The sequence below is a fragment of the Streptomyces sp. MK37H genome, from assembly GCF_018035285.1.
Classification (GTDB): Bacteria; Actinomycetota; Actinomycetes; order Streptomycetales; family Streptomycetaceae; genus Streptomyces; species Streptomyces endocoffeicus.
The window spans coordinates 1-19820 of record NZ_JAAAYH010000137.1; the positions used below are offsets into that span (position 1 = coordinate 1).

Below are 19820 nucleotides of genomic sequence, written 5' to 3' on the forward strand. Positions count from 1 at the left end.
TGGCGAAGGACTTGCCGAGGAAGGGGCCGAGCGGGCGGTACTCCCACGCCTGGATGTCGCGCGCGGACCAGTCGTTGAGCAGACAGACGCCGAAGACGTGGTCGTGGAACCCGGAGAGCGGCACCGGTGTATTCACAGTGGAAGGGGCGCCGACGACAAAGGCCACCTCCGCTTCGAAGTCGAGGCGCAGGGAGGGGCCGAAGACCGGAGTGGGGGAGGAAGCGTGTGGTGCGGAGGTATCGGCCGGGGGCAGATGCTGGCCCTGCGGGCGGACGATGGGCGTGCCCGAGACGAGGATGGTGCCGGCCCGGCCGTGGTAGCCGATCGGCATGTGCTTCCAGTTGGGGGTGAGCGCCTCGCCGTCGGGGCGGAAGATCCTGCCCGTGTTGGTGGCGTGGTGCTCGCTCGCATAGAAGTCGGCGTAGTCGGCCACCTCGAAGGGGAGGTGGAGCGCCACGGTGGGGAGGGGATGCATCAGGGGCTCGATGGTCGGGCGGTGCGCCGGGTCGGTGAGCCAGTCGAGCACCTCGGCCCGCACGGCCTGCCAGACCGGGCGGCCCGCGGCCATCAGCGGGTTGAGGGTGTCGGCGCCCAGCGGCTCGGCGTGCGGAGAGGCGGTGGCGGCCGCGGCGGCGCCCACGTCGAGCACATGGTTTCCGTAGCGCACCCCGATTTTCCGCAGATGAGGAGCGTGCGGCGCGGTGAAGACGCCATAGGGGAGGTTGTGCGGGCCGAAGGGGTCGCCTTCGGGCAGGTCCAGCGGGGATCGCTGCGGCATCGGGGCTGCCTCGCCTTCTCCTCGTCACTGTGGGACGCAGCACACCCTAAGGCGCGGGGAGCGACGGCCGGATCGGTGAGCTGGCCGCCGAACCATGTGATGGCCGCGACGGGCTATCGGATGAGCGTCGCGGCGCTGGACTTCCTCGGGCCCGGCCTCCGCTCCGAGTCGGTCACCGGAGCCGGGGGCCCCTGGCTCGACGCCGGTTACGGCTCCTCGGTCCCGGGGCTGTACTGCACCGGGCTGCCCGCGGCGGTGAGTTTCGGCCCGGTGATGCGGTTCGTCTGTGGTACGGCGTACGCGTCGCCACGGCTGGCGAAGGCGGTGGCCGCCATGCACGGATGAGCGGGCCTCGCCCGCGGTCATCGGTCTGCCCCTGCCGGTGACCGGCCCCGCTCGACGGCCGGTTCGGCGGTCCGTCCGGCGGTCCGTCCGGCGGTCCGTCCGGGCGGCCGGGTGGGGTCCGGGGCATGAATGATCTGCTGCGATCGCGGTACTGCGATGTGAAGCGGTCGGGTTCGGGAGAGAACGGTGAGAGGCGCACAAGGCGGGAAGGCGCCCACAGTGATCGATACCCGACCGGATACGCTGCCTGTTGGTGGAGGCAGCGACACATCGACATTCGCGTCATTCGTAGGCAGACAGGAGTACCCCGTGAGCTTCGTCGGGCCCTTGGGGCTGAGCGTGCGGGACCGGACTCTGGAAGCCGACACCCAGGCCGGGCTGACGGCTGTCGAAGAGGGCCTGCTGGAGGCCACCAAGAGCGAAGTGCCCTTCATCACGGAGGCCGCCCAGCATCTGGTACGGGCCGGGGGGAAGCGGTTCCGGCCCCTGCTGGTGCTGCTGGCCGCGCAGTTCGGTGACCCCCACGCACCCGGAGTGGTGCCCTCGGCCGTGGTCGTCGAACTCACCCATCTGGCGACGCTGTACCACGACGATGTGATGGACGAGGCGGAGGTGCGGCGCGGCGTCTCCAGTGCCAACGCCCGCTGGGGCAACTCGGTGGCCGTCCTCACCGGCGACTTCCTCTTCGCCCGGGCCTCGCACATCCTGGCCGACCTCGGCCCCGAGGCGGTGCGGATCCAGGCCGAGGCGTTCGAGCGGCTGGTCACCGGCCAGATCCTGGAGACGGCGGGCCCCCGCGACGGCCGCGACCCGGTCGAGCACTACCTGGATGTGCTGGCCGGCAAAACGGGCTCGCTGATCGCCGTCTCGGGCCGGTTCGGCGCGATGATGTCGGGCGCCGACGAGAGCATCGTCAGCATCCTCACCCAGTACGGCGAGCGGCTCGGCATGGCCTTCCAGCTCGCCGACGACGTACTGGACATCGCAAGCGACAGCCATGAGTCCGGTAAGACCCCCGGCACCGATCTGCGCGAGGGCGTGGCCACCCTGCCCGTGCTCTATGTGCGGGAGCAGGCCGAGGCGACCGGTTCGGCCGAGGACCGCGAGCTGTGCGAGCTGCTCGCGGGCGATCTCACCGATGACGCGCGCCATGCCGAGGTGCTGCGGCGGCTGCGCGCCCATCCGGCGCTGGAGCGAGCCCGCCGGGTCACGGTCCGCTATGCGGCGGAGGCCCGTTCGATGCTGGCGCCGCTGCCCGAGGGCCCGGCGAGGGTGGCCCTCGAGGGGCTGTGCGACGCGGTGGTCCACCGGGCCGGGTGACCCCGCCCGGCGCCCCATCCACCCCGACCGGCCCCTGACTCCCGGTGGAGCGGCGTCATACCCGAGCATTACGCCGAGGTGATCCTGCGGGCTGACGCGCCACGTCGAACGATTTGGTGGGATGAGAAGACCACCACATGGCGGGATCGGGTGACAATGGCCCGAGAGGTGGACGAGTGCAAGCTGACGAACCGCCGCCGACGACGGAGGTAGAGCACACATGGCACGGATCCGACCGACACAGGTCGCCGACGACGGCTTCTGGGATGAAGAGCGGCCATCACGAGGGAAGAAGGCCGCCCGGTACGCCGCTCCGGTGGCCGTCGCGGGTATCGCAGCGGCGACCATAGGACTGGTCCCGGCGCTCGCCAGCACCGGCGACCCCGATCTGCCGAAGATCTCGGCGCAAGAGCTCATCAGCAAGATGGCGGCATCGGACGCCCAGCAGATGTCCGGTTCGGTGAAGATCACCACCGATCTGGGCATCCCCTCGCTCCCCGGCGGCGGCTCCATCGCCGACCTCGGCGGGGCACAGGGCGGCGACGCGTCCGCCGCGCCCGAGTCCAAGCTGATGGAGCTGATCTCCGGCTCCCACACCCTGCGGGTGGCCACCGACGGCCCCGGCAAGCAGCGGGTGTCGATCGTCGAGAACGCCGCCGAGTACAGCATGATCCACAACGGCGACGAGATCTGGGCGTACGACAGCGGGAGCAACTCCGCGTACCACGCCACCGCCCCGAAGGGCGCGAAGGCCAAGGGCGACCACCGGCAGGAGCTGCCGAAGGACCTGCGGGACGCCACGCCCCAGGAGATGGCCAAGACGGTGCTCTCCTCCGTGGACGACACCACCGATGTGACCGTCGACGGCACCTCCCGGGTCGCCGGGCGGGACGCGTACGACCTGCTGATCAAGCCCAAGCAGAACAGCGACTCCACGATCGGATCCGTCCGTATCGCGGTGGACGCGGACAACGGTGTCCCGCTGAAGTTCACGCTCTCCCCGAAGAGCGGCGGCAAGGCGATCATCGACGTGGGCTTCACCAAGGTGGACTTCGGCAAGCCCAAGGCGAGCACCTTCGACTTCACGCCGCCCAAGGGCGCCAAGGTCACCGAGGAGCCCAAGGCCGACCGTAAGGACGCCCCGAAGGACTTCGGCGGCAAGGACTTCAAGGACGCCCAGGGCGCCCTGTCCGGGCTGAAGGTCGTCGGCGAGGGCTGGGACTCGGTCGCCCGGCTCGACACCCCCGGCGGCGCCGCGTCGCCCACGACACCCGGCGGCGACAGCGGCCCGGGCGCGGCCTCCGGCCTCCTCGGCGGCTTCGGCAAGGAGGTCAAGGGGAAGTTCGGCTCCGGCACCGTGGTCAGCACCCGGCTGGTGAACGCGCTGGTCACCGACGACGGCAAGGTGTTCGTCGGCGCGGTCGACAAGGACGCCCTGGTCAAGGCCGCCAACGCGGCCAAGTGAGCCACCGGGCTCGTAAGGCGCGGTGACGGACGACGTAGGGCGCGGATACGACGCAGGACGAAGGGGAGCCCGTGGAGCAGCGGTCCACCGAGGGGGACGACGCCGCGGTGGAGACCCGCGGGCTCACCAAGCGCTACCGGGGCGGACAGCTCGCGGTCGACGCGCTCGACCTGTGCGTGCCGCGGGGCAGTGTCTTCGGCTTCCTCGGGCCCAATGGCTCGGGGAAGACGACGACCATCCGCATGCTCATGGGCCTGATCGAGCCCACCTCGGGCAGAGCCAGGCTGCTCGGCGAGCCGATGCCGCGCGCCGCCCGGAGCGTGCTGCCCAGGGTGGGCGCCCTCATCGAGGGCCCTGCCCTGTACCCCTTTCTGACCGGCCGCGACAATCTGCTGCGCTACGACGCGGCCGACCCCACGGCCGACCCCCGCACCCGCGCCCCCCGCGTGGCGGCCGCCCTGGACCGGGTCGGGCTGGCCGCCGCGGCCGGGAAGAAGGCCCGCGCGTACTCGCTCGGCATGAAGCAGCGTCTGGGCCTGGCCGCCGCGCTGCTCCAGCCGCGTGAGCTGCTGGTGCTGGACGAGCCGACCAACGGCCTCGATCCGCAGGGCATGCGCGAGATCCGCGCCCTGGTGCACGAGCTGGCCGAGGAGGGCACCACCGTCTTCCTCTCCTCCCATCTCCTCGACGAGATCGAACAGGTGTGCACGCACGCCGCCGTGATGGCCCAGGGCCGTCTGATCGCCCAGGGCACGGTGGCCGAGCTGGCGGCGGGCAGCCGCGGCCGGCTGGCCGTCACCACCCCGGACCCGGTGGACGCGGTCCGGGTGCTCAAGGAGCACGGGGTGACGGATCTGGTGGTCCTGGACGAGCGCGTCTCCGGCGAGCTGCCGGTGCCCGGCCCCGGCCTGGACGACGCACCGCTGGAGCTGGCCGATCTCAACGCCGCCCTCGTACGCGCCGGGGTGCGGGTCCGGGCCTTCGGGGCCGAACGCGCCTCGCTCGAGGACGCCTTTGTCGCGCTGACCGGGGAGGGCTTCGATGTCGCGGGCTGATGAAACGAGGGTGGCCGACACCGGCGTACCAAGGACGGCCCATACCGGCGCACTGGCCGAGAGGGCCGCGAACCCGCCCCGCCCGAACCCCCTGTGGGCCCTGGCGCTCTTCCGCTCCGAGCTGACCACCACCCTGCGCCGCTGGCGGACCCTGGCCCTGCTCGGGGTGCTCGCGCTGATCCCGATCCTCATCGGCGTCGCGGTGAAGATCGAGACGAGCGACGGCGGCAGCTTCGGCGGCGGCCGTGGGGGAGAGGGGGAGGGCCCCGCCTTCTTCGCCCAGATCACCAACAATGGGATCTTCCTGGTCTTCGCGTCACTGGCGGCGACGCTGCCGGTCTTCCTGCCGATGGTGATCGGCGTGATCGCCGGTGACGCCATCGCCGGTGAGGCGGGCTCCGGGACGCTGCGCTATCTGCTGGTCGCCCCCGCCGGGCGGACCCGTCTGCTGCTGGCCAAATTCACCACCACCATGGCCTTCTGCCTGATCGCGACCCTGGTGGTGGCCCTCTCGAGCCTGGTGACGGGGGCGCTGCTGTTCCCGCTCGGCGATGTCACGCTGATCTCGGGCATCACCGTCTCGTTCGACGAAGCGCTGCTCCGGGCGCTCGGCGTGGCCGCCCTGGTGGCCCTGTCGCTGGTGGGGATCGCCACGGTAGGGCTGTTCATCTCCACCCTCACCAACAGCGGGATCGCGGCCATGGCCACGACCGTGGGGCTGATGATCACCGCGCAGATCCTCGACACCATCCCGCAGCTGCACGCGATCCACCCGTACCTCTTCCCGCACTACTGGCTCAGCTTCGCCGATCTCCTCCGCGAGCCGGTCTACTGGGACGAGCTGGTGAAGAACCTGGGGCTGCAGGGGCTGTACGTGGCCGTGTTCGGCTCGGCGGCCTGGGCCCGGTTCACCGCGAAGGACATCACGGCCTGAGCGGCCTGAGCGGCCGAAGCGGGCTGAGCTACCCGAGCGGCCTCGGCGGCCTGAGCGGCCGAAGCGGCCTGAGCCGGCGGAGCCGAACACGGCACATCATCCGGGATCAGGCGCCGCCGAGCGTCCAGACCGCGTAGGCGATGGCGTCGCTGTTGCGGTCCAGGGCGGTGTCGTCGATGTTGCTAGAGGTGTCGCAGGAGCGGTGGTAGCAGCGGTCGAACGCCTGACCGGAGGTGCCGCCCCACTTCTGCGCCTGGGCGGCGGTCTTGGTGTAGTCGGCGCCGCTGAAGAGACCGCCCACCGGGATGCCCTTGTTCTTGAACGGCGCGTGGTCGGAGCGGCCGTCGCCCTCGGTCTCGATCTCGGTGGGCACGCCCTTGGCGGAGAAGAACGCCTTGAAGACCGACTCGATCCCGGGGTCGTCGTCGTACACGAAGTAGCCGGGGTTGGGCGAGCCGATCATGTCGAAGTTGAGATAGCCGTCGATCTTCGCCCGTTCGGATGACGGCAGGTTGTTGATGTAGTAGGTGGAGCCGACCATTCCGCGCTCCTCGGCGCCCCACCAGGCGAACCGCAGATGCTTGGTGGGCTTCGCGCCCTGGCGGGCCACGGTGAGCGCGGTCTCCAGGATTCCGGCGGAGCCCGAGCCGTTGTCGTTGATCCCGGGGCCCGCGGTGACGGAGTCGAGGTGGGCGCCGGAGAACACCACGTTGTTGGTGTCGCCGCCGGGCCAGTCGGCGATGAGGTTGTAGCCGGTGGCACCGCCGGAGGTGAACTGCTGCACGGTGGTGGTGTATCCGGCGGCGTCCAGCTTGCCCTTGATGTAGTCGAGCGACGCCTTGTAGCCGGGGCGGCCATGGGCGCGGTTGCCGCCGTTGGCGGTGGCGATGGACTGCAGCTGGGTCAGATGGGCCTTCACATTGGCCACGGAGATGTCCGGTGCCGCGAGGGTGGTACGGGCGTCCGCCGTGTGCCGGGCCGATGCGGCGGCGGAGGTGGCGGGGGCGGCCGAGACCAGGGCGGCGACCGCCGTACCGGCGGCGGCCATGGCGGCCGTACGCCGTATCAGGGATCTTCGGGGACGGGCTTGCGCGCATGAGGACATGGGGGGCTCCGGTTCCGAACGAGGACAGGACGGAATGACGTGACGCTGTGTGGTGCACGTGCCCGTGGGGCGGTGGAGCGGTGAACGTGCTGATGCTCCGGGCGTGGCTGACTCCGCGTCAAGGGCGGAAACCGGACATCACCCGCCGGATATCGGTCCCGGCCGGACATCGGGCACGGCGGCGTCCGATGCGGAGACCTCCGGAACGACCACGTCCGGTACGACGGCCTCGGGCCCAACGGCCTCCGGTACGACATCCGCGTTCGGTACGACATCGGCCTCCACTGTCGCCGACAGCACCCCCGCCCGCGCGGCGGCGTCGGCCAGCGCCCGCCGCGCCCGCCGGGCGGTGCGCAGCGCGTCCCAGGTCAGCAACGCGAGCGCGAGCCAGACGAGGGCGAAGCCCGCCCACCGTTCGGGTGGCATCGACTCGTGGAAGACGACGAGCCCGAGGACGAACTGGAAGGTCGGCGCCACGTACTGGAGCATCCCGATCGTCGACAGCGGCAGCCGCACCGCCGAGGCCCCGAAGCAGATCAGCGGCAGTGCCGTGACGAAGCCGCAGCTCGCCAGCAGAGCCGCGTGCCCGGCGCCCTCGCTCGCGAACGTGGCTCCGCCGTGTGTCCCGAGCCAGATCAGGAAGCCGAGCGCGGGCAGGAACTGCACGGCGGTCTCGGCGGCCAGCGACTCCAGCCCGTCGAGACCGACCCGCTTCTTGGCCAGCCCGTACGTCGCGAAGCTGAAGGCGAGGGTGAGCGCGATCCACGGCAGCTTGCCGTAGCCCACCGTCAGCACGGCCACGGCCACCACTCCGACGCCGACCGCCGCCCACTGCGCGGGCCGCAGCCGCTCACGCAGCAGCAGCACTCCGAAGGCGATGCTGACCAGCGGGTTGATGAAGTATCCGAGCGCGGTCTCGACCACATGCCCGCTGTTGACGCCCCAGATGTACAGACCCCAGTTGACCGAGATCACGGTCGCGGCGAGCGCGATCATGCCCAGCCGCCGCGGTTGCCGCAGCAGCGGCCGTATCCAGCTCCAGCGGCGCAGCACCAGCAGCACCAGACCGACGGCCGCCAGCGACCACACCATCCGGTGGGCCAGGATCTCCACCGCCGCGGCGGGCTCGAGCAGCGGCCAGAAAAGCGGCACCAGACCCCAGATGCCGTACGCCGCGAAGCCGTAGAGGAGACCGGCGCGATCGACGCGGTCCTGCTGGTCCTGCGGCGTCACGGCACCCTCCCCGACGGCATGACGAGCCCCCGGCGGGCCCGTTCCGAGGGTCCGAAGGTAGCGCTGGTGAGGCCCGCCTGTCATTCCCGTATCGGAATACGGTGATGACAGGCGGGCCCTGGTGCGTACGGGGCGGGTCAGCCCTTCAGCGCGGCCGCCACCGAGTCCGCGATGGGCGTGGTCGGACGGCCGATGAGCCGGGACAGGTCACCCGGGGTGGCGTCCAGCCGGCCGCGTTCGATGGCCGCCTCGACATCGGAGAGGGTCACGGCGAGCGGCTCGGGGACGCCCGCGCCGGTGAGGATGGACTGGTACTCGGCGGGGGAGACGGCGCCGTAGACGATCTCCTTGCCGGACTGCCGGGCGATCACCTCGGCATACTCGGCGAAGCCCCAGGCGGTGTCGCCGGACAGCTCGTACGCCTTGCCCTCGTGGCCCTCACCGGTCAGGACCGCGACGGCCGCCGCCGCGTAGTCGGCGCGCGCGGCGGAGGCGACCCGGCCCTCGCCCGCGGCGCCCACGACGGCGCCGTGCTCCAGGACGGTGGAGAGGTTCTCGGTGTAGTTCTCGTTGTACCAGCCGTTGCGCAGCAGCACGTACGGCAGACCGGAGTCGGTGATCGCCTGCTCGGTGACCTTGTGCTCGTCGGCCAGGGAGAAGTCGGCGGCGGGGCCGCCCAGGATGCTGGTGTAGGCGAGCAGCGCGACACCGGCCTCCTTGGCGGCGTCGATCACGGCCTGGTGCTGCGGCACCCGCTGCCCGACCTCGCTGCCGGAGATCAGCAGCACCTTGTCGCCGGCGGCGAAGGCGCCGGTGAGCGTCTCGGGCCGGTTGTAGTCGGCCACATGCAGCCGCACCCCGCGGTCGGCGAGGTCGGCGGCCTTCGCGGTGTCGCGCACGACCGCGGTGATCTGGTCGGCGGGAACCTTCTCCAGCAGCCCCTCGACGACGAGGCGGCCGAGGTGGCCGGTGGCTCCGGTGACGACGATGCTCATATGTGTGACTCTCCTGGTTCGGGATCGGCACACCCACCATAAGGGAAGCGCTAACCAAAAGAAAGGTACTTCCGGTTAAGTAAGTGTGTTCATTCGGGGCCGGGCCGCTCCCCGGGCTCCCTCTCCCAGGGCTCCCGCTCTCGCGGCTCCCGCTCCCGGGCCGCGAGGCTGACGGCGAACGGCAGGATCGTCACCGCGACGCCCGGCAGCCGATCCAGCGCCTTGGCCAGCGACTCCGCCGTGCCGCGGTGCAGCAGCTTGCCCAGCGGGGAGGCATAGGTGCGGCGCGGCACCAGCAGGGTCAGCGCGGTCTGCCCGTCCTCGGTGGTACGGGCCGCAAGCTCCATCACGGCGTGGCGCAGCCGCCGGTCCGGGCACTCCACGACCTCCAGCGCCGCGGTCACCCCCGCCGTGGCCTCCCACCGCGCCATCAGCCGCCGGGCATGGGCCTCGTCCACCATGAAGTGCACCGCGCGGACCTCGTCGGGCCGAAGCTCATGCGCGTACCGCAGCGCCTTGACCGTCGCGAGGTCGATGCTGTCCGCCAGGACGAAGACCACATGGCGCCGCCAGCGCGGGACGTCGTCCCCGGGGCGCGGCACCGCCTCCAGAGCGGCCGCCTCCGCGCGGTACTCGCGGTTGATCCGGATCAGCGCCCAGACCCCGAGCGGGAAGACCACCACGACCAGCCAGGCGCCCTCGGTGAACTTGGTGATCCCGAAGATCAGCACCACGGCGGCGGAGACCACCGCGGTGATGAGGTTCACCGCCACCTTCCACGTCCGCCCCGGCTCCCGGCGCCGCAGGTGATAGGCCGTCATCCCGGCCCCGGCCATGGTGAAGGCGGTGAACACCCCGATCGCGTACAGCGCCACCAGCCGGTCCACATTGGCCGCGGTGACCACCAGCAGCGCCAGCGCCACCACGGCCAGCGACACGATCCCGTTGGAGAAGGCCAGCCGGTGGCCGCGCCGGGTCAGCTGCCGGGGCAGAAAGCGGTCCTCGGCCACGAAGCTGGCCAGGAACGGGAAGCCGGTGAAGGGCGTGTTGGCGCCCGTGTAGAGGATGAGCGCGGTCGCCAGCTGGACGAACGCCAGCCCCAGGGCGCCCAGCACCCCGCCGCCGAAGACCAGATGGGCCTCCTGCGCGAGGACGGTCGGGGTGCCGTCCCGGTACGGGATGGCGTGGGTGAAGTGGGCCAGGGCGGAGACCCCGAGGACCAGTGTCCCCAGGACGCAGCTCATCGTGACCAGCGTGCGGCGGGCGTTGCGGCCCTTGGGGTCGCGGAAGACCGAGACGCTGTTGGAGATCGCCTCCAGACCGGTCAGCGAGGAGCCGCCGTTGGCGAACGAGCGCAGCACGATGAAGAGCGAGGCGCCGTAGAGCCAGCCGCTGCCCGCGGTGCCGAGGTGCACGGCGCCCGCGGCGTGCACATCGGCGTGCGGCAGCGTCCCGGTGAGCCCGCGGATCACGCCGACCACCAGCATCAGGCCGACGGCGAGGATGAACAGGTAGGCGGGCACCATGAAGACCCGCCCGGCCTCCCGCAGTCCGCGCAGATTCCCGTAGGCGAGGATCAGGATCACCAGGGCGCTGAGGGGCAGTTGGAGATGGTCGATACCGGTCCAGGTGCCGCCGACGAGATGGGCGAACGAGATGATCGCGTTGGTGCCCGCCGAGACCTGGACCGCGACGGTGACGATGTAGTCCACCAGCAGCGCCACGGACGCGATCTGGGCGATGTCCGGGCCGAAGTTCTCCCGCGCCACCACATACGAGCCGCCCGCCCGGGTGTAGATCGTCACCACATCGCTGTAGCAGAGCGTGACCACCAGCAGCACCAGCAGGATCGCCCCGGTCACCGGGAGGATCATGGTGAACGCCGCGACCCCGATGACCGGCACCAGCACCCGCAGCATCTCCTCGCTGCCGTACGCCGTCGAGGAGATGCAGTCGGAGGCCAGCACGCCCAGCGCGGCCGGGTTGCTCAGCTTCTCGCGCCGGATCCGCTCGGTGACCAGGGGCGGGCCGAGCAGCAGCCGCTTGAGGCGGTAGCCGGGGCGGTCGGGCGGCTGGAGCGGGGCGGCGGTGTCGGCCATGGGCATAGGAGAGCGGGTGCCCGGCCGGGGCGCGGTCAGACGCTCCGGCCGGGCACCCGCCTGTGCCCATATGTACGAACGCGCCCGCTGGGCGCGCTTGACGGGGTCAGCCCACGACCGTCCAGGTGTCGCCGCCCGCGAGCAGCGCGCCGAGGTCGCCCTTGCCCTTGAGCTCCACGGCGTTGTCGAGCTGGTCGGACATCTGGGTGTCGTAGACCGGGCGCTCCACATCGCGCAGCACCCCGATGGGGGTGTGGTGGAGGGTGTCGGCGTCGGCGAGCCGGGTCAGCGCGAACGCCGTGGTGGGCGAGGCCGCGTGGGCGTCGTGCACCAGCACCTGGTGCTCGTTCTCGGCGGTGACGGTGACCACTTCGAGGTCGCCGGTGCGCTGGTTGCGGATGACGCCCCTGGACTGGTCGGTGCCGAAGCGGATCGGCTGCCCGTGCTCCAGCCGGATCACGGCCTCCTGGGCCTGGTCCTTGTCCTTCAGGGCCTCGAAGGCGCCGTCGTTGAAGATGTTGCAGTTCTGGTAGATCTCCACCAGCGCGGTGCCCGGGTGGGCCGCCGCCTGCCGCAGCACCTCGGTCAGGTGCTTGCGATCGGAGTCCACGGTGCGGGCCACGAAGCCCGCCTCGGCGCCGAGCGCGAGCGACAGCGGGTTGAACGGCGCGTCCAGGGAGCCCATCGGGGTCGACTTGGTGATCTTGCCGACCTCGGAGGTGGGGCTGTACTGCCCCTTGGTCAGGCCGTAGATGCGGTTGTTGAAGAGCAGGATCTTCAGATTCACATTGCGGCGCAGCGCGTGGATCAGGTGGTTGCCGCCGATCGACAGCGCGTCGCCGTCACCGGTGACGACCCACACCGACAGATCGCGGCGGGAGGCGGCCAGGCCGGTGGCGATGGCCGGGGCGCGGCCGTGGATGGAGTGCATCCCGTAGGTGTTCATGTAGTACGGGAAGCGCGAGGAGCAGCCGATGCCGGAGACGAAGACGATGTTCTCCTTCGCCAGGCCCAGTTCGGGCATGAAGCCCTGGACGGCGGCGAGGATCGCGTAGTCACCGCAGCCGGGGCACCAGCGGACCTCCTGGTCGGACTTGAAGTCCTTCATCGTCTGCTTGGTGTCGCTCTTGGGCACCAGGGAGAGCGCGTGCCGAGCCGATGCCGCGCCCTCGGCGATGGTGTCAGTCATCGATGGCCTCCTTGAGGGCGGTGGCGAGCTGTTCGGCCTTGAAGGGCAGTCCGCGGACCTGGGTGAAGGAGCGGGCGTCGACCAGATAGCGGGCGCGCAGCAGCGTCGCCAGCTGACCCAGGTTCATCTCCGGCACCACGACCTTCTCGTAACCCTCCAGCACCTTGCCGAGGTTGGCCGGGAAGGGGTTGAGATGGCGCAGATGGGCCTGGGCGATCCGGTCGCCCGCGGTGCGGACGCGGCGCACCGCCGCGGTGATCGGGCCGTATGTGGAACCCCATCCCAGGACCAGGGTGCGGGCGTCGCCGGTCGGGTCGTCCACCTCGATGTCCGGCACCGCGATGCCGTCCACCTTGGCCTGGCGGATGCGGACCATGTGGTCGTGGTTGGCCGGGTCGTAGGAGATGTTCCCCGTGCCGTCCTGCTTCTCGATGCCGCCGATCCGGTGCTCCAGACCGGGCGTTCCGGGCACGGCCCAGGGGCGGGCCAGGGTCTCCGGGTCGCGCTTGTACGGCCAGAAGACCTCGGTGCCGTCGGCGAGTACGTGGTTGGGGCCGGCCGCGAACTGGACGCGCAGATCGGGCAGCTCCTCGACGTCCGGCACCCGCCAGGGCTCCGAGCCGTTGGCCAGGTAGCCGTCCGACAGCAGGAACACCGGGGTGCGGTAGGCCAGGGCGATCCGGGCGGCGTCGAGCGCGGCGTCGAAGCAGTCGGCCGGGGTCTTCGGGGCCACGATCGGCACCGGGGCCTCGCCGTTGCGCCCGTACATGGCCTGGAGCAGGTCCGCCTGCTCGGTCTTGGTGGGCAACCCGGTGGAGGGGCCGCCGCGCTGGATGTCGATCACCAGCAGCGGCAGCTCCAGCGACACCGCGAGCCCGATGGTCTCCGACTTCAGCGCCACACCGGGGCCGGAGGTGGTGGTCACGGCGAGGGAGCCGCCGAAGGCCGCGCCCAGCGCGGCGCCGATCCCGGCGATCTCGTCCTCGGCCTGGAAGCTGCGCACGCCGAAGTTCTTGTGCTTGGACAGCTCATGCAGGATGTCCGAGGCCGGGGTGATCGGGTATGACCCCAGGAACAGCGGCAGATCCGCCTGGCGGGAGGCCGCGATCAGCCCGTACGACAGCGCCAGGTTTCCGGAGATGTTCCGGTAGGTGCCGGTGGGGAACGCGGTGGTGGCCGGGGCGACCTCGTAGGAGACGGCGAAGTCCTCGGTGGTCTCGCCGAAGTTCCAGCCCGCCCGGAAGGCGGCCACGTTCGCCTCGGCGATCTGCGGCTTCTTGGCGAACTTCTGGCGCAGGAACTTCTCGGTGTTCTCGGTCGGCCGGTGGTACATCCACGACAGCAGCCCGAGCGCGAACATGTTCTTGCTGCGCTCGGCCTCCTTGCGGGACAGCCCGAATTCCTTCAGCGCCTCGATGGTCAGCGTGGTGAGCGGCACCGGGTGGACGCGATAGCCGTCCAGCGAGCCGTCCTCCAGGGGGCTTTGGTCATAGCCGACCTTGGCCATGGGGCGCTTGGTGAACTCGTCGGTGTTGACGATGATTTCCGCCCCGCGTGGCACATCGGGGAGGTTGGCCTTCAGCGCGGCCGGGTTCATCGCCACCAGCACGTTCGGCGCGTCACCTGGTGTGAGGATGTCGTGATCGGCGAAGTGGAGCTGGAAGCTCGACACTCCGGGCAGGGTGCCGGCGGGGGCGCGGATCTCCGCCGGGAAGTTCGGCAGGGTCGACAGGTCGTTTCCGAACGACGCCGTCTCCGAGGTGAACCGGTCACCCGTGAGCTGCATACCGTCACCGGAATCCCCCGCGAACCGGATGATCACCCGGTCCAGACGGCGGACCTCCTTGCCACCGTCTGCTGATCGCTGCCCCCCGGCGGGCGTCTGCCCGCCCTGCTGATCGGCTGGTTCGGCCTGCTCGGCCGGGCTACTGACCTGGCTGGTCACTGCTTCGGACCTCCCTTGAGGCGGCGCTCCTGGACAGTCGGTGCCGACCGGTTGTTGTCCCATGACCATCGTACGTCGGTAAGGGTGGCCTTCCTTGGCCGGATCACATGGTGGACGCCGAAAGAAAAACCATATATGCCCTGGTTTGGCACGACGCGTCCCTCCCCCCGTGCTGTCATTTCCGCTGATCCCCCGTTCAGCCTTTGGTCCCGCTTTGGTGTGCGGGAGTCTGCTTTCAGGAATTGAGAGTCTCAGGAATTGAGATAGGTGAGGACGGCGAGCACTCGACGGTGATCCCCGTCACTCGGCGACAGACCGAGCTTCAGGAAGATGTTGCTCACATGCTTCTCGACCGCGCCGTCGCTCACCACGAGCTGCCGGGCGATGGCCGAATTGGTACGGCCCTCGGCCATCAGCCCCAGGACCTCCCGCTCCCTCGGGGTGAGCCCGGCCAGCACATCCTGCTTGCGGCTGCGGCCCAGCAGCTGGGCGACCACCTCCGGGTCGAGCGCCGTGCCGCCCTGGGCGACCCGCACCACCGCGTCCACGAACTCGCGCACCTCGGCCACCCGGTCCTTGAGCAGATAGCCCACGCCCCGGCTGTTCCCGGCCAGCAGCTCGGTGGCGTACTGCTCCTCCACGTACTGCGACAGGACCAGCACCGCGAGACCCGGGTGGTCGCGGCGCAGCCGGACGGCCGCCCGGACCCCCTCGTCGGTGTGCGTGGGCGGCATCCGGACGTCGGCCACCACCACATCCGGTGGCACGCCCTCGTCCGCCAGCTCCCGCACCGACTTGATCAGCGCTTCCGCGTCCCCGACGCCCGCGACCACGTCATGGCCCCGGTCGGTCAGCAGCCGGGTCAGCCCCTCCCGCAGCAGCACCGAATCCTCGGCGATGACCACCCGTACTCTGTCCGCCACGATGCTCGGCCCCCGTTTCACTCGGTTCGTCGGGACCAGCATCCCAGGGTTGGGCCGCTCGCGTCGCACAGAACCGGCCGCGTACGGGCCGCGTACGAGTGGAGGGGTGTGCGCCGTCAGTGCCAGGGCCGGGCGCCGTCAGCGCCAGGGCGCTGCGCCGTCAGTACCAGGGTCGTGCGGCGTCAGCGCCAGGGGAGCTCGGCGGTCACCGTGGTCGGGCCGCCCGCCGGGGAGTGGACGACGAGGACCCCGTCCACCGCGTCGATCCGCTCGGCCAGCCCGGCGAGACCCGAACCGGTGGAGGTGTCGGCCCCGCCCCGCCCGTCGTCCGTGATCTGGAGCATCACCCGGTCCTCGGTGCGCCAGACGTCGACCTCGGCGGTGCGGGCGCCGCTGTGCTTGCTGATGTTCTGGAGCAGCTCGGAGACGGTGAAGTAGGCGATGCCCTCGATCGCGGGCGCGGGCCGCTGCGGAAGGTCCACGGTCGCCTTCACCGGGACGGTGCAGCGGGCGGCGAGGGCGGAGAGGGCGGGGCCGAGGCCGCGGTCGGTGAGGATGGCGGGGTGGATGCCGCGGGCGAGGTCGCGCAGCTCCTGGAGGGCGAGCTTCACCTCGCCGTGGGCCTCGTCCACCATTTTCGCGGCGGCTTCCGGGTCCTCCTCCAGCTTCTCCTTGGCCAGGCCCAGATCCATGGCGAGGGCGACCAGGCGGGCCTGGGCGCCGTCGTGGAGGTCGCGCTCGATCCGGCGCAGGTCGGCGGCGGCGGTGTCCACCACGGTGCCCCGGTCCGACTCCAGCTCCCAGACCCGGCTCGCCAGCCGGGACGGGCCGAGCAGCCCGGTCACCATGATCCGGTCGACCGAGGTCAGCGCCCGCATGATCCACGGGGTCAGCAGCAGGACCAGCACTCCGGCGGCGCAGGTCACGGCGATCTCGAACGGGGTGTCCAGATAGAAGTTGTGCCCGCGGTCGTCCCCGAAGACCTTTAGCCCCGGCTCGTCCAGGTACCGGGGGAAGACCCAGCGCCACAGCGGATAGGTCGCGAAGCCCCAGCCGTAGAAGGTGAACGCCATCGCGAAGCCGAAGGAGAGCACCGCCCACGGCAGATGGATCAGCGCGTAGATCACATGCCGCCAGGAGGTGCCGCTCCTGAGCAGCGCGCCCACCCAGGCGACCGGTCCGCGCCTGCCCCCGCGGCCGCCCCTCCGGCCGAGGACCGGCTCGGGCTCGGCCACCTCAAGCCCCAGAAGCGCACGGGCGCGGGCCCGCTCGACGACGCCGAGCGCCCGGCAGCCCGCGAGGGCGGCGCCGAGCACCGGGACGCCGAGGAAGGTGATCAGCAGCCCGGCGCCGAGCGCGATCATCGTGACCGTGTAGACGAAGGTGAGGATGGCCATCGGCAGGCTGATCAGGACGTAGAGGAACTCACGCCACACGCGGCCCTGGAACGGCGCCTTCAGTACTGCGGGCACCAGATGGCCACGGGGCTCGGTCCCCGGCTCGTAGGGGCGGTATGCGGTGGCCATCGTCTCGTCCGTCCTCCGGGGGCCTGATCGGTCGCTCGTCTGCGTATCCCCAAGAGTCCCGGAGCGGGGTCGGCCCGGCCATCGGGCGGGTCGGCCTCTTCACCGGGGGGTTAGCCCTACCTCGAGGGGTGCGGTCAGGACCTCATGGGGTGAGGTCAGGACCTCATGGGGTGCGGTCAGGGGCAGGGCCGGTGCCAGGCCAGGGGGTCAGACCTTTCGCCGGGAACGTGCCACCGCCGCGCCCGCCGCCGACCCGGTCCGGTGGCGCCAGGGCAGCTCGGCGGTCACGGTGGTCGGCCCGCCGGACGGCGAGTCCACCACGAACAGCCCGTCCACCGAGCCCAGCCGCTCCGCAAGGCCCGCGAGCCCCGTGCCCCCGTCGGTGGACGCCCCGCCGCGCCCGTCGTCCCGCACCTGGATCAGCAGCCGGTCCTCGGTGCGCCACAGCTCGACCTCGGCGGTGCGGGCGCCGCTGTGCTTGCTGATGTTCTGGAGCAGCTCGGAGACGGTGAAGTAGGCGATGCCCTCGATCGCCGGTGCCGGGCGTTCGGGCAGCTCGACCGCCACCTTCACGGGCACGGTGCAGCGGGCCGAGAGCGCGGAGAGGGCGGGGCCGAGGCCGCGGTCGGTGAGGATGGCGGGGTGGATGCCGCGGGCGAGGTCGCGCAGCTCCTGGAGGGCGAGCTTCACCTCGCCGTGGGCCTCGTCGACCATCTTGGCGGCGGCCTCCGGGTCCTCCTCCAGCTTCTCCTTCGCCAGGCCGAGCCCCATGGCGAGGGCGACCAGGCGGGCCTGGGCGCCGTCGTGGAGGTCTCGTTCGATCCGGCGCAGGTCGGCGGCGGCGGTGTCCACCACCGTGCCCCGGTCCGACTCCAGCTCGGCGATCCGCCGCTCCAACTCGTCGGAGGGGAACAGCAGCCCGCGCACCATCGCCCGGTCCACATGCGTCAGCCCCCGGGCGATCCACGGCAGCACCGGCCAGGCCGCGAACAGCGAGGTCAAGGTGATCGCGAAGGTGACCACCGACCACGGCAGCCGGATCAGGGCGTAGAGGGTGGCCCGCCAGCCGACCGGGTCCCGCAGACTCGTCCACAGCCTGCCGAGGAAGCTGCTGTCCGGCTGGTACGGCAGGGGGCTGGGCTCGTCGATCCGCACCGAGAGCAGCGCCCTGGCGCGGTTCCGCTCGAACCGGCCGAGGAGCCGGCTGAACCGCAGCCCCAGGGCCAGCAGGGGCAGGCCCACCACCGTGACGGCCAGTCCCAGGCCCACGGCCAGCCAGACCAGGGTGAAGACGAAGCACACGATGCCCACCAGCAGATTGGCCAGGAGATGCGCGATCTCCTTCCAGGTCTGCGTGGGAAAGGCGAACGCGGGCGGGCGCGGCAGCCGCTCGTCGGCGCGGCCACGGCCGCCGCCGTAGCCGCCGCCGTCGGGGCCGCCGTCGGGGCCGTCGACGGGCCCGTCGACGGGGGAACTGGAGGTCATGACAGCAAGACTGCCCGGCCCCGCGGGGGCTCCGCCATGGGGCTACCCCCACCGCATGGCGGACGGGCCGCCCGGCCGGGTGGCGGCAGGGCCTAGACTTCCCGTCCGTACGGATCGTCGAACATGCGAGGTCGACGAGGAGCGGACAAGGACCACGAGACCAGGGAGCGAGGGGCGGACGTGCCGGAGGCGACGACCGTACGCACCACCAGCGTCACCAGCGTCCAGCTCGCGGCCGACTACTTCCACGGCTATACGGTGGTCGGACTGCTGGCGGCGATCGGCGTGATCTTCGTCGCCGTGGCCTTCGGGGCCGGGCGGCTGCTGCGGCCTGTCGTGCCCACGCCGGAGAAGCTGCTGACCTACGAGTGCGGAGTGGACCCCGTGGGCGAGGGCTGGGCCCACACCCAGGTCCGCTACTACGTCTACGCTTTTCTGTATGTGATTTTCGCCGTGGACTCGATCTTCTTGTTCCCGTGGGCGACGGTCTTCGCGGCGCCCGGCTTCGGGGCCGCCACGCTGGTGGAGATGTTCATCTTCCTCGGGTTCCTCGCCGTAGGTCTGCTGTACGCATGGAAGAAGGGCGTCCTGGAGTGGACGTGACACCGAACCCGACGCCAACGCCAACGCCGACGCCGGTCTCCGGGCCGCCGGTCCCCGCGCCCGCGCCGGTGGACCTGCCGGAGCCGCGCCGTCTCGGCCCGCTGGCCCGGCTGGCCCCCGAGCCGATGAAGGTGGTCCTGAACTGGGGCCGCCGCTACAGCCTGTGGGTCTTCAACTTCGGGCTCGCCTGCTGCGCGATCGAGTTCATCGCGGCGTCGATGGCCCGCCACGACTTCATCCGGCTCGGCGTGATCCCCTTCGCACCGGGGCCGCGCCAGGCCGACCTGATGGTCGTCTCCGGCACCGTCACGGACAAGATGGCGCCCGCGGTGAAGCGGCTGTACGAGCAGATGCCGGAGCCGAAGTACGTGATCTCCTTCGGGGCGTGCTCGAACTGCGGCGGCCCCTACTGGGACTCGTACGCCGTGACCAAGGGCGTCGACCAGATCATCCCCGTCGACGTCTACGTCCCCGGCTGCCCGCCCCGGCCCGAGGCGCTGCTGCAGGGCATCCTCAAGCTTCAGGAGAAGATCGCGCGCGAGTCGCTGGGCGAGCGCTACGGGAATTCCGGGCCCGGCGCCGCGTCCACGGCCGCGGGCCGCCCGTCGGCGGCCGCGCTGCGCAGCGGACTGGTCACGCCTCCGGGGCGGGAAGACACGCGATGACCGAGCGGCATGAGGCCAACGAGCCGAACGGGACGGCGAACGAGCCGAACGAGACGGCGGGGCCGAGCGGCGCGGCGGAGCCGAGGGCGGCCGTGAGGCCGACTGGGGACGAGCCGCCCGAGACGGAGCCGACTAGGGCCGTGGAGCCGAGCGGG

Annotated in this window: 17 protein-coding genes; 7 read left to right on the forward strand and 10 right to left on the reverse strand. The window is 71.2% G+C overall.

What is annotated here, in order from left to right; genetic code table 11:
• Window positions 1-778, reverse strand: a 778-nt coding sequence (locus GWI24_RS20270; RefSeq protein ID WP_210947344.1) for a fumarylacetoacetate hydrolase family protein, incomplete at its 3' end; no start/stop codon positions are given.
• A gap of 75 nt (window positions 779-853) precedes the next feature.
• On the opposite strand from GWI24_RS20270, the gene GWI24_RS20275 reads away from it, so the two are divergent.
• From GWI24_RS20275 to GWI24_RS20295, 5 genes are all read left to right on the forward strand, one after another.
• Window positions 854-1123, forward strand: a complete 270-nt coding sequence (locus GWI24_RS20275; protein WP_308343825.1) for a hypothetical protein — start codon at window positions 854-856, stop codon at window positions 1121-1123.
• Window positions 1124-1432: 309 nt separating this feature from the next.
• A complete protein-coding gene (locus GWI24_RS20280; protein WP_210947345.1) occupies window positions 1433-2443 on the forward strand; it encodes a polyprenyl synthetase family protein in 1011 nt (336 codons plus the stop codon).
• A 220-nt stretch (window positions 2444-2663) separates the two neighbouring features.
• Complete coding sequence (locus tag GWI24_RS20285; RefSeq protein WP_210947346.1) at window positions 2664-3908, forward strand: sigma-E factor regulatory protein RseB domain-containing protein; 1245 nt, start codon at window positions 2664-2666, stop codon at window positions 3906-3908.
• Window positions 3909-3979: 71 nt separating this feature from the next.
• A complete protein-coding gene (locus GWI24_RS20290) occupies window positions 3980-4963 on the forward strand; it encodes an ABC transporter ATP-binding protein (RefSeq protein ID WP_210947347.1) in 984 nt (327 codons plus the stop codon).
• A complete protein-coding gene (locus GWI24_RS20295; protein WP_374103322.1) occupies window positions 4950-5897 on the forward strand; it encodes an ABC transporter permease in 948 nt (315 codons plus the stop codon). Before GWI24_RS20290 ends, GWI24_RS20295 begins: the two co-directional genes overlap by 14 nt.
• Window positions 5898-6003: 106 nt before the next feature.
• Here GWI24_RS20295 and GWI24_RS20300 read toward each other — a convergent pair whose 3' ends face one another.
• The 9 genes from GWI24_RS20300 to GWI24_RS20340 form a co-directional block, all read right to left on the reverse strand.
• On the reverse strand, window positions 6004-6945 hold the full coding sequence (locus GWI24_RS20300) for a M28 family metallopeptidase (RefSeq protein ID WP_210947348.1): 942 nt from the start codon (window positions 6943-6945) through the stop codon (window positions 6004-6006).
• 195 nt (window positions 6946-7140) lie between these two features.
• Window positions 7141-8235 carry an EamA family transporter RarD gene (rarD, locus tag GWI24_RS20305; RefSeq protein ID WP_308343828.1) on the reverse strand — a complete coding sequence of 365 codons (1095 nt, stop codon included), beginning with the start codon at window positions 8233-8235 and terminating at the stop codon, window positions 7141-7143.
• Between the two features lie 137 nt (window positions 8236-8372).
• On the reverse strand, window positions 8373-9230 hold the full coding sequence (locus GWI24_RS20310; RefSeq protein WP_210947350.1) for an SDR family oxidoreductase: 858 nt from the start codon (window positions 9228-9230) through the stop codon (window positions 8373-8375).
• A gap of 89 nt (window positions 9231-9319) precedes the next feature.
• Window positions 9320-11329, reverse strand: coding sequence for an APC family permease (locus GWI24_RS20315; protein WP_210947351.1), 2010 nt, complete (start codon window positions 11327-11329; stop codon window positions 9320-9322).
• A gap of 106 nt (window positions 11330-11435) precedes the next feature.
• Window positions 11436-12518 (reverse strand): 2-oxoacid:ferredoxin oxidoreductase subunit beta, encoded by a 1083-nt coding sequence (locus GWI24_RS20320; protein WP_210947352.1) that lies wholly within the window; start codon window positions 12516-12518, stop codon window positions 11436-11438.
• On the reverse strand, window positions 12511-14463 hold the full coding sequence (locus tag GWI24_RS20325) for a 2-oxoacid:acceptor oxidoreductase subunit alpha (protein ID WP_210947353.1): 1953 nt from the start codon (window positions 14461-14463) through the stop codon (window positions 12511-12513). Before GWI24_RS20325 ends, GWI24_RS20320 begins: the two co-directional genes overlap by 8 nt.
• A 251-nt stretch (window positions 14464-14714) precedes the next feature.
• Window positions 14715-15428, reverse strand: a complete 714-nt coding sequence (locus tag GWI24_RS20330) for a response regulator transcription factor (protein WP_171072637.1) — start codon at window positions 15426-15428, stop codon at window positions 14715-14717.
• Window positions 15429-15568: 140 nt separating this feature from the next.
• Window positions 15569-16912, reverse strand: a complete 1344-nt coding sequence (locus GWI24_RS20335) for a sensor histidine kinase (protein WP_210947354.1) — start codon at window positions 16910-16912, stop codon at window positions 15569-15571.
• Between the two features lie 207 nt (window positions 16913-17119).
• Complete coding sequence (locus tag GWI24_RS20340; RefSeq protein ID WP_247616634.1) at window positions 17120-18397, reverse strand: sensor domain-containing protein; 1278 nt, start codon at window positions 18395-18397, stop codon at window positions 17120-17122.
• Between the two features lie 180 nt (window positions 18398-18577).
• Here GWI24_RS20340 and GWI24_RS20345 point away from each other — a divergent pair, with 180 nt between their 5' ends.
• Window positions 18578-19000, forward strand: coding sequence for an NADH-quinone oxidoreductase subunit A (locus GWI24_RS20345; protein WP_044571740.1), 423 nt, complete (start codon window positions 18578-18580; stop codon window positions 18998-19000).
• A complete protein-coding gene (locus tag GWI24_RS20350; RefSeq protein WP_308343830.1) occupies window positions 18991-19665 on the forward strand; it encodes an NADH-quinone oxidoreductase subunit B family protein in 675 nt (224 codons plus the stop codon). Before GWI24_RS20345 ends, GWI24_RS20350 begins: the two co-directional genes overlap by 10 nt.
• Window positions 19666-19820 lie beyond the last annotated feature (155 nt).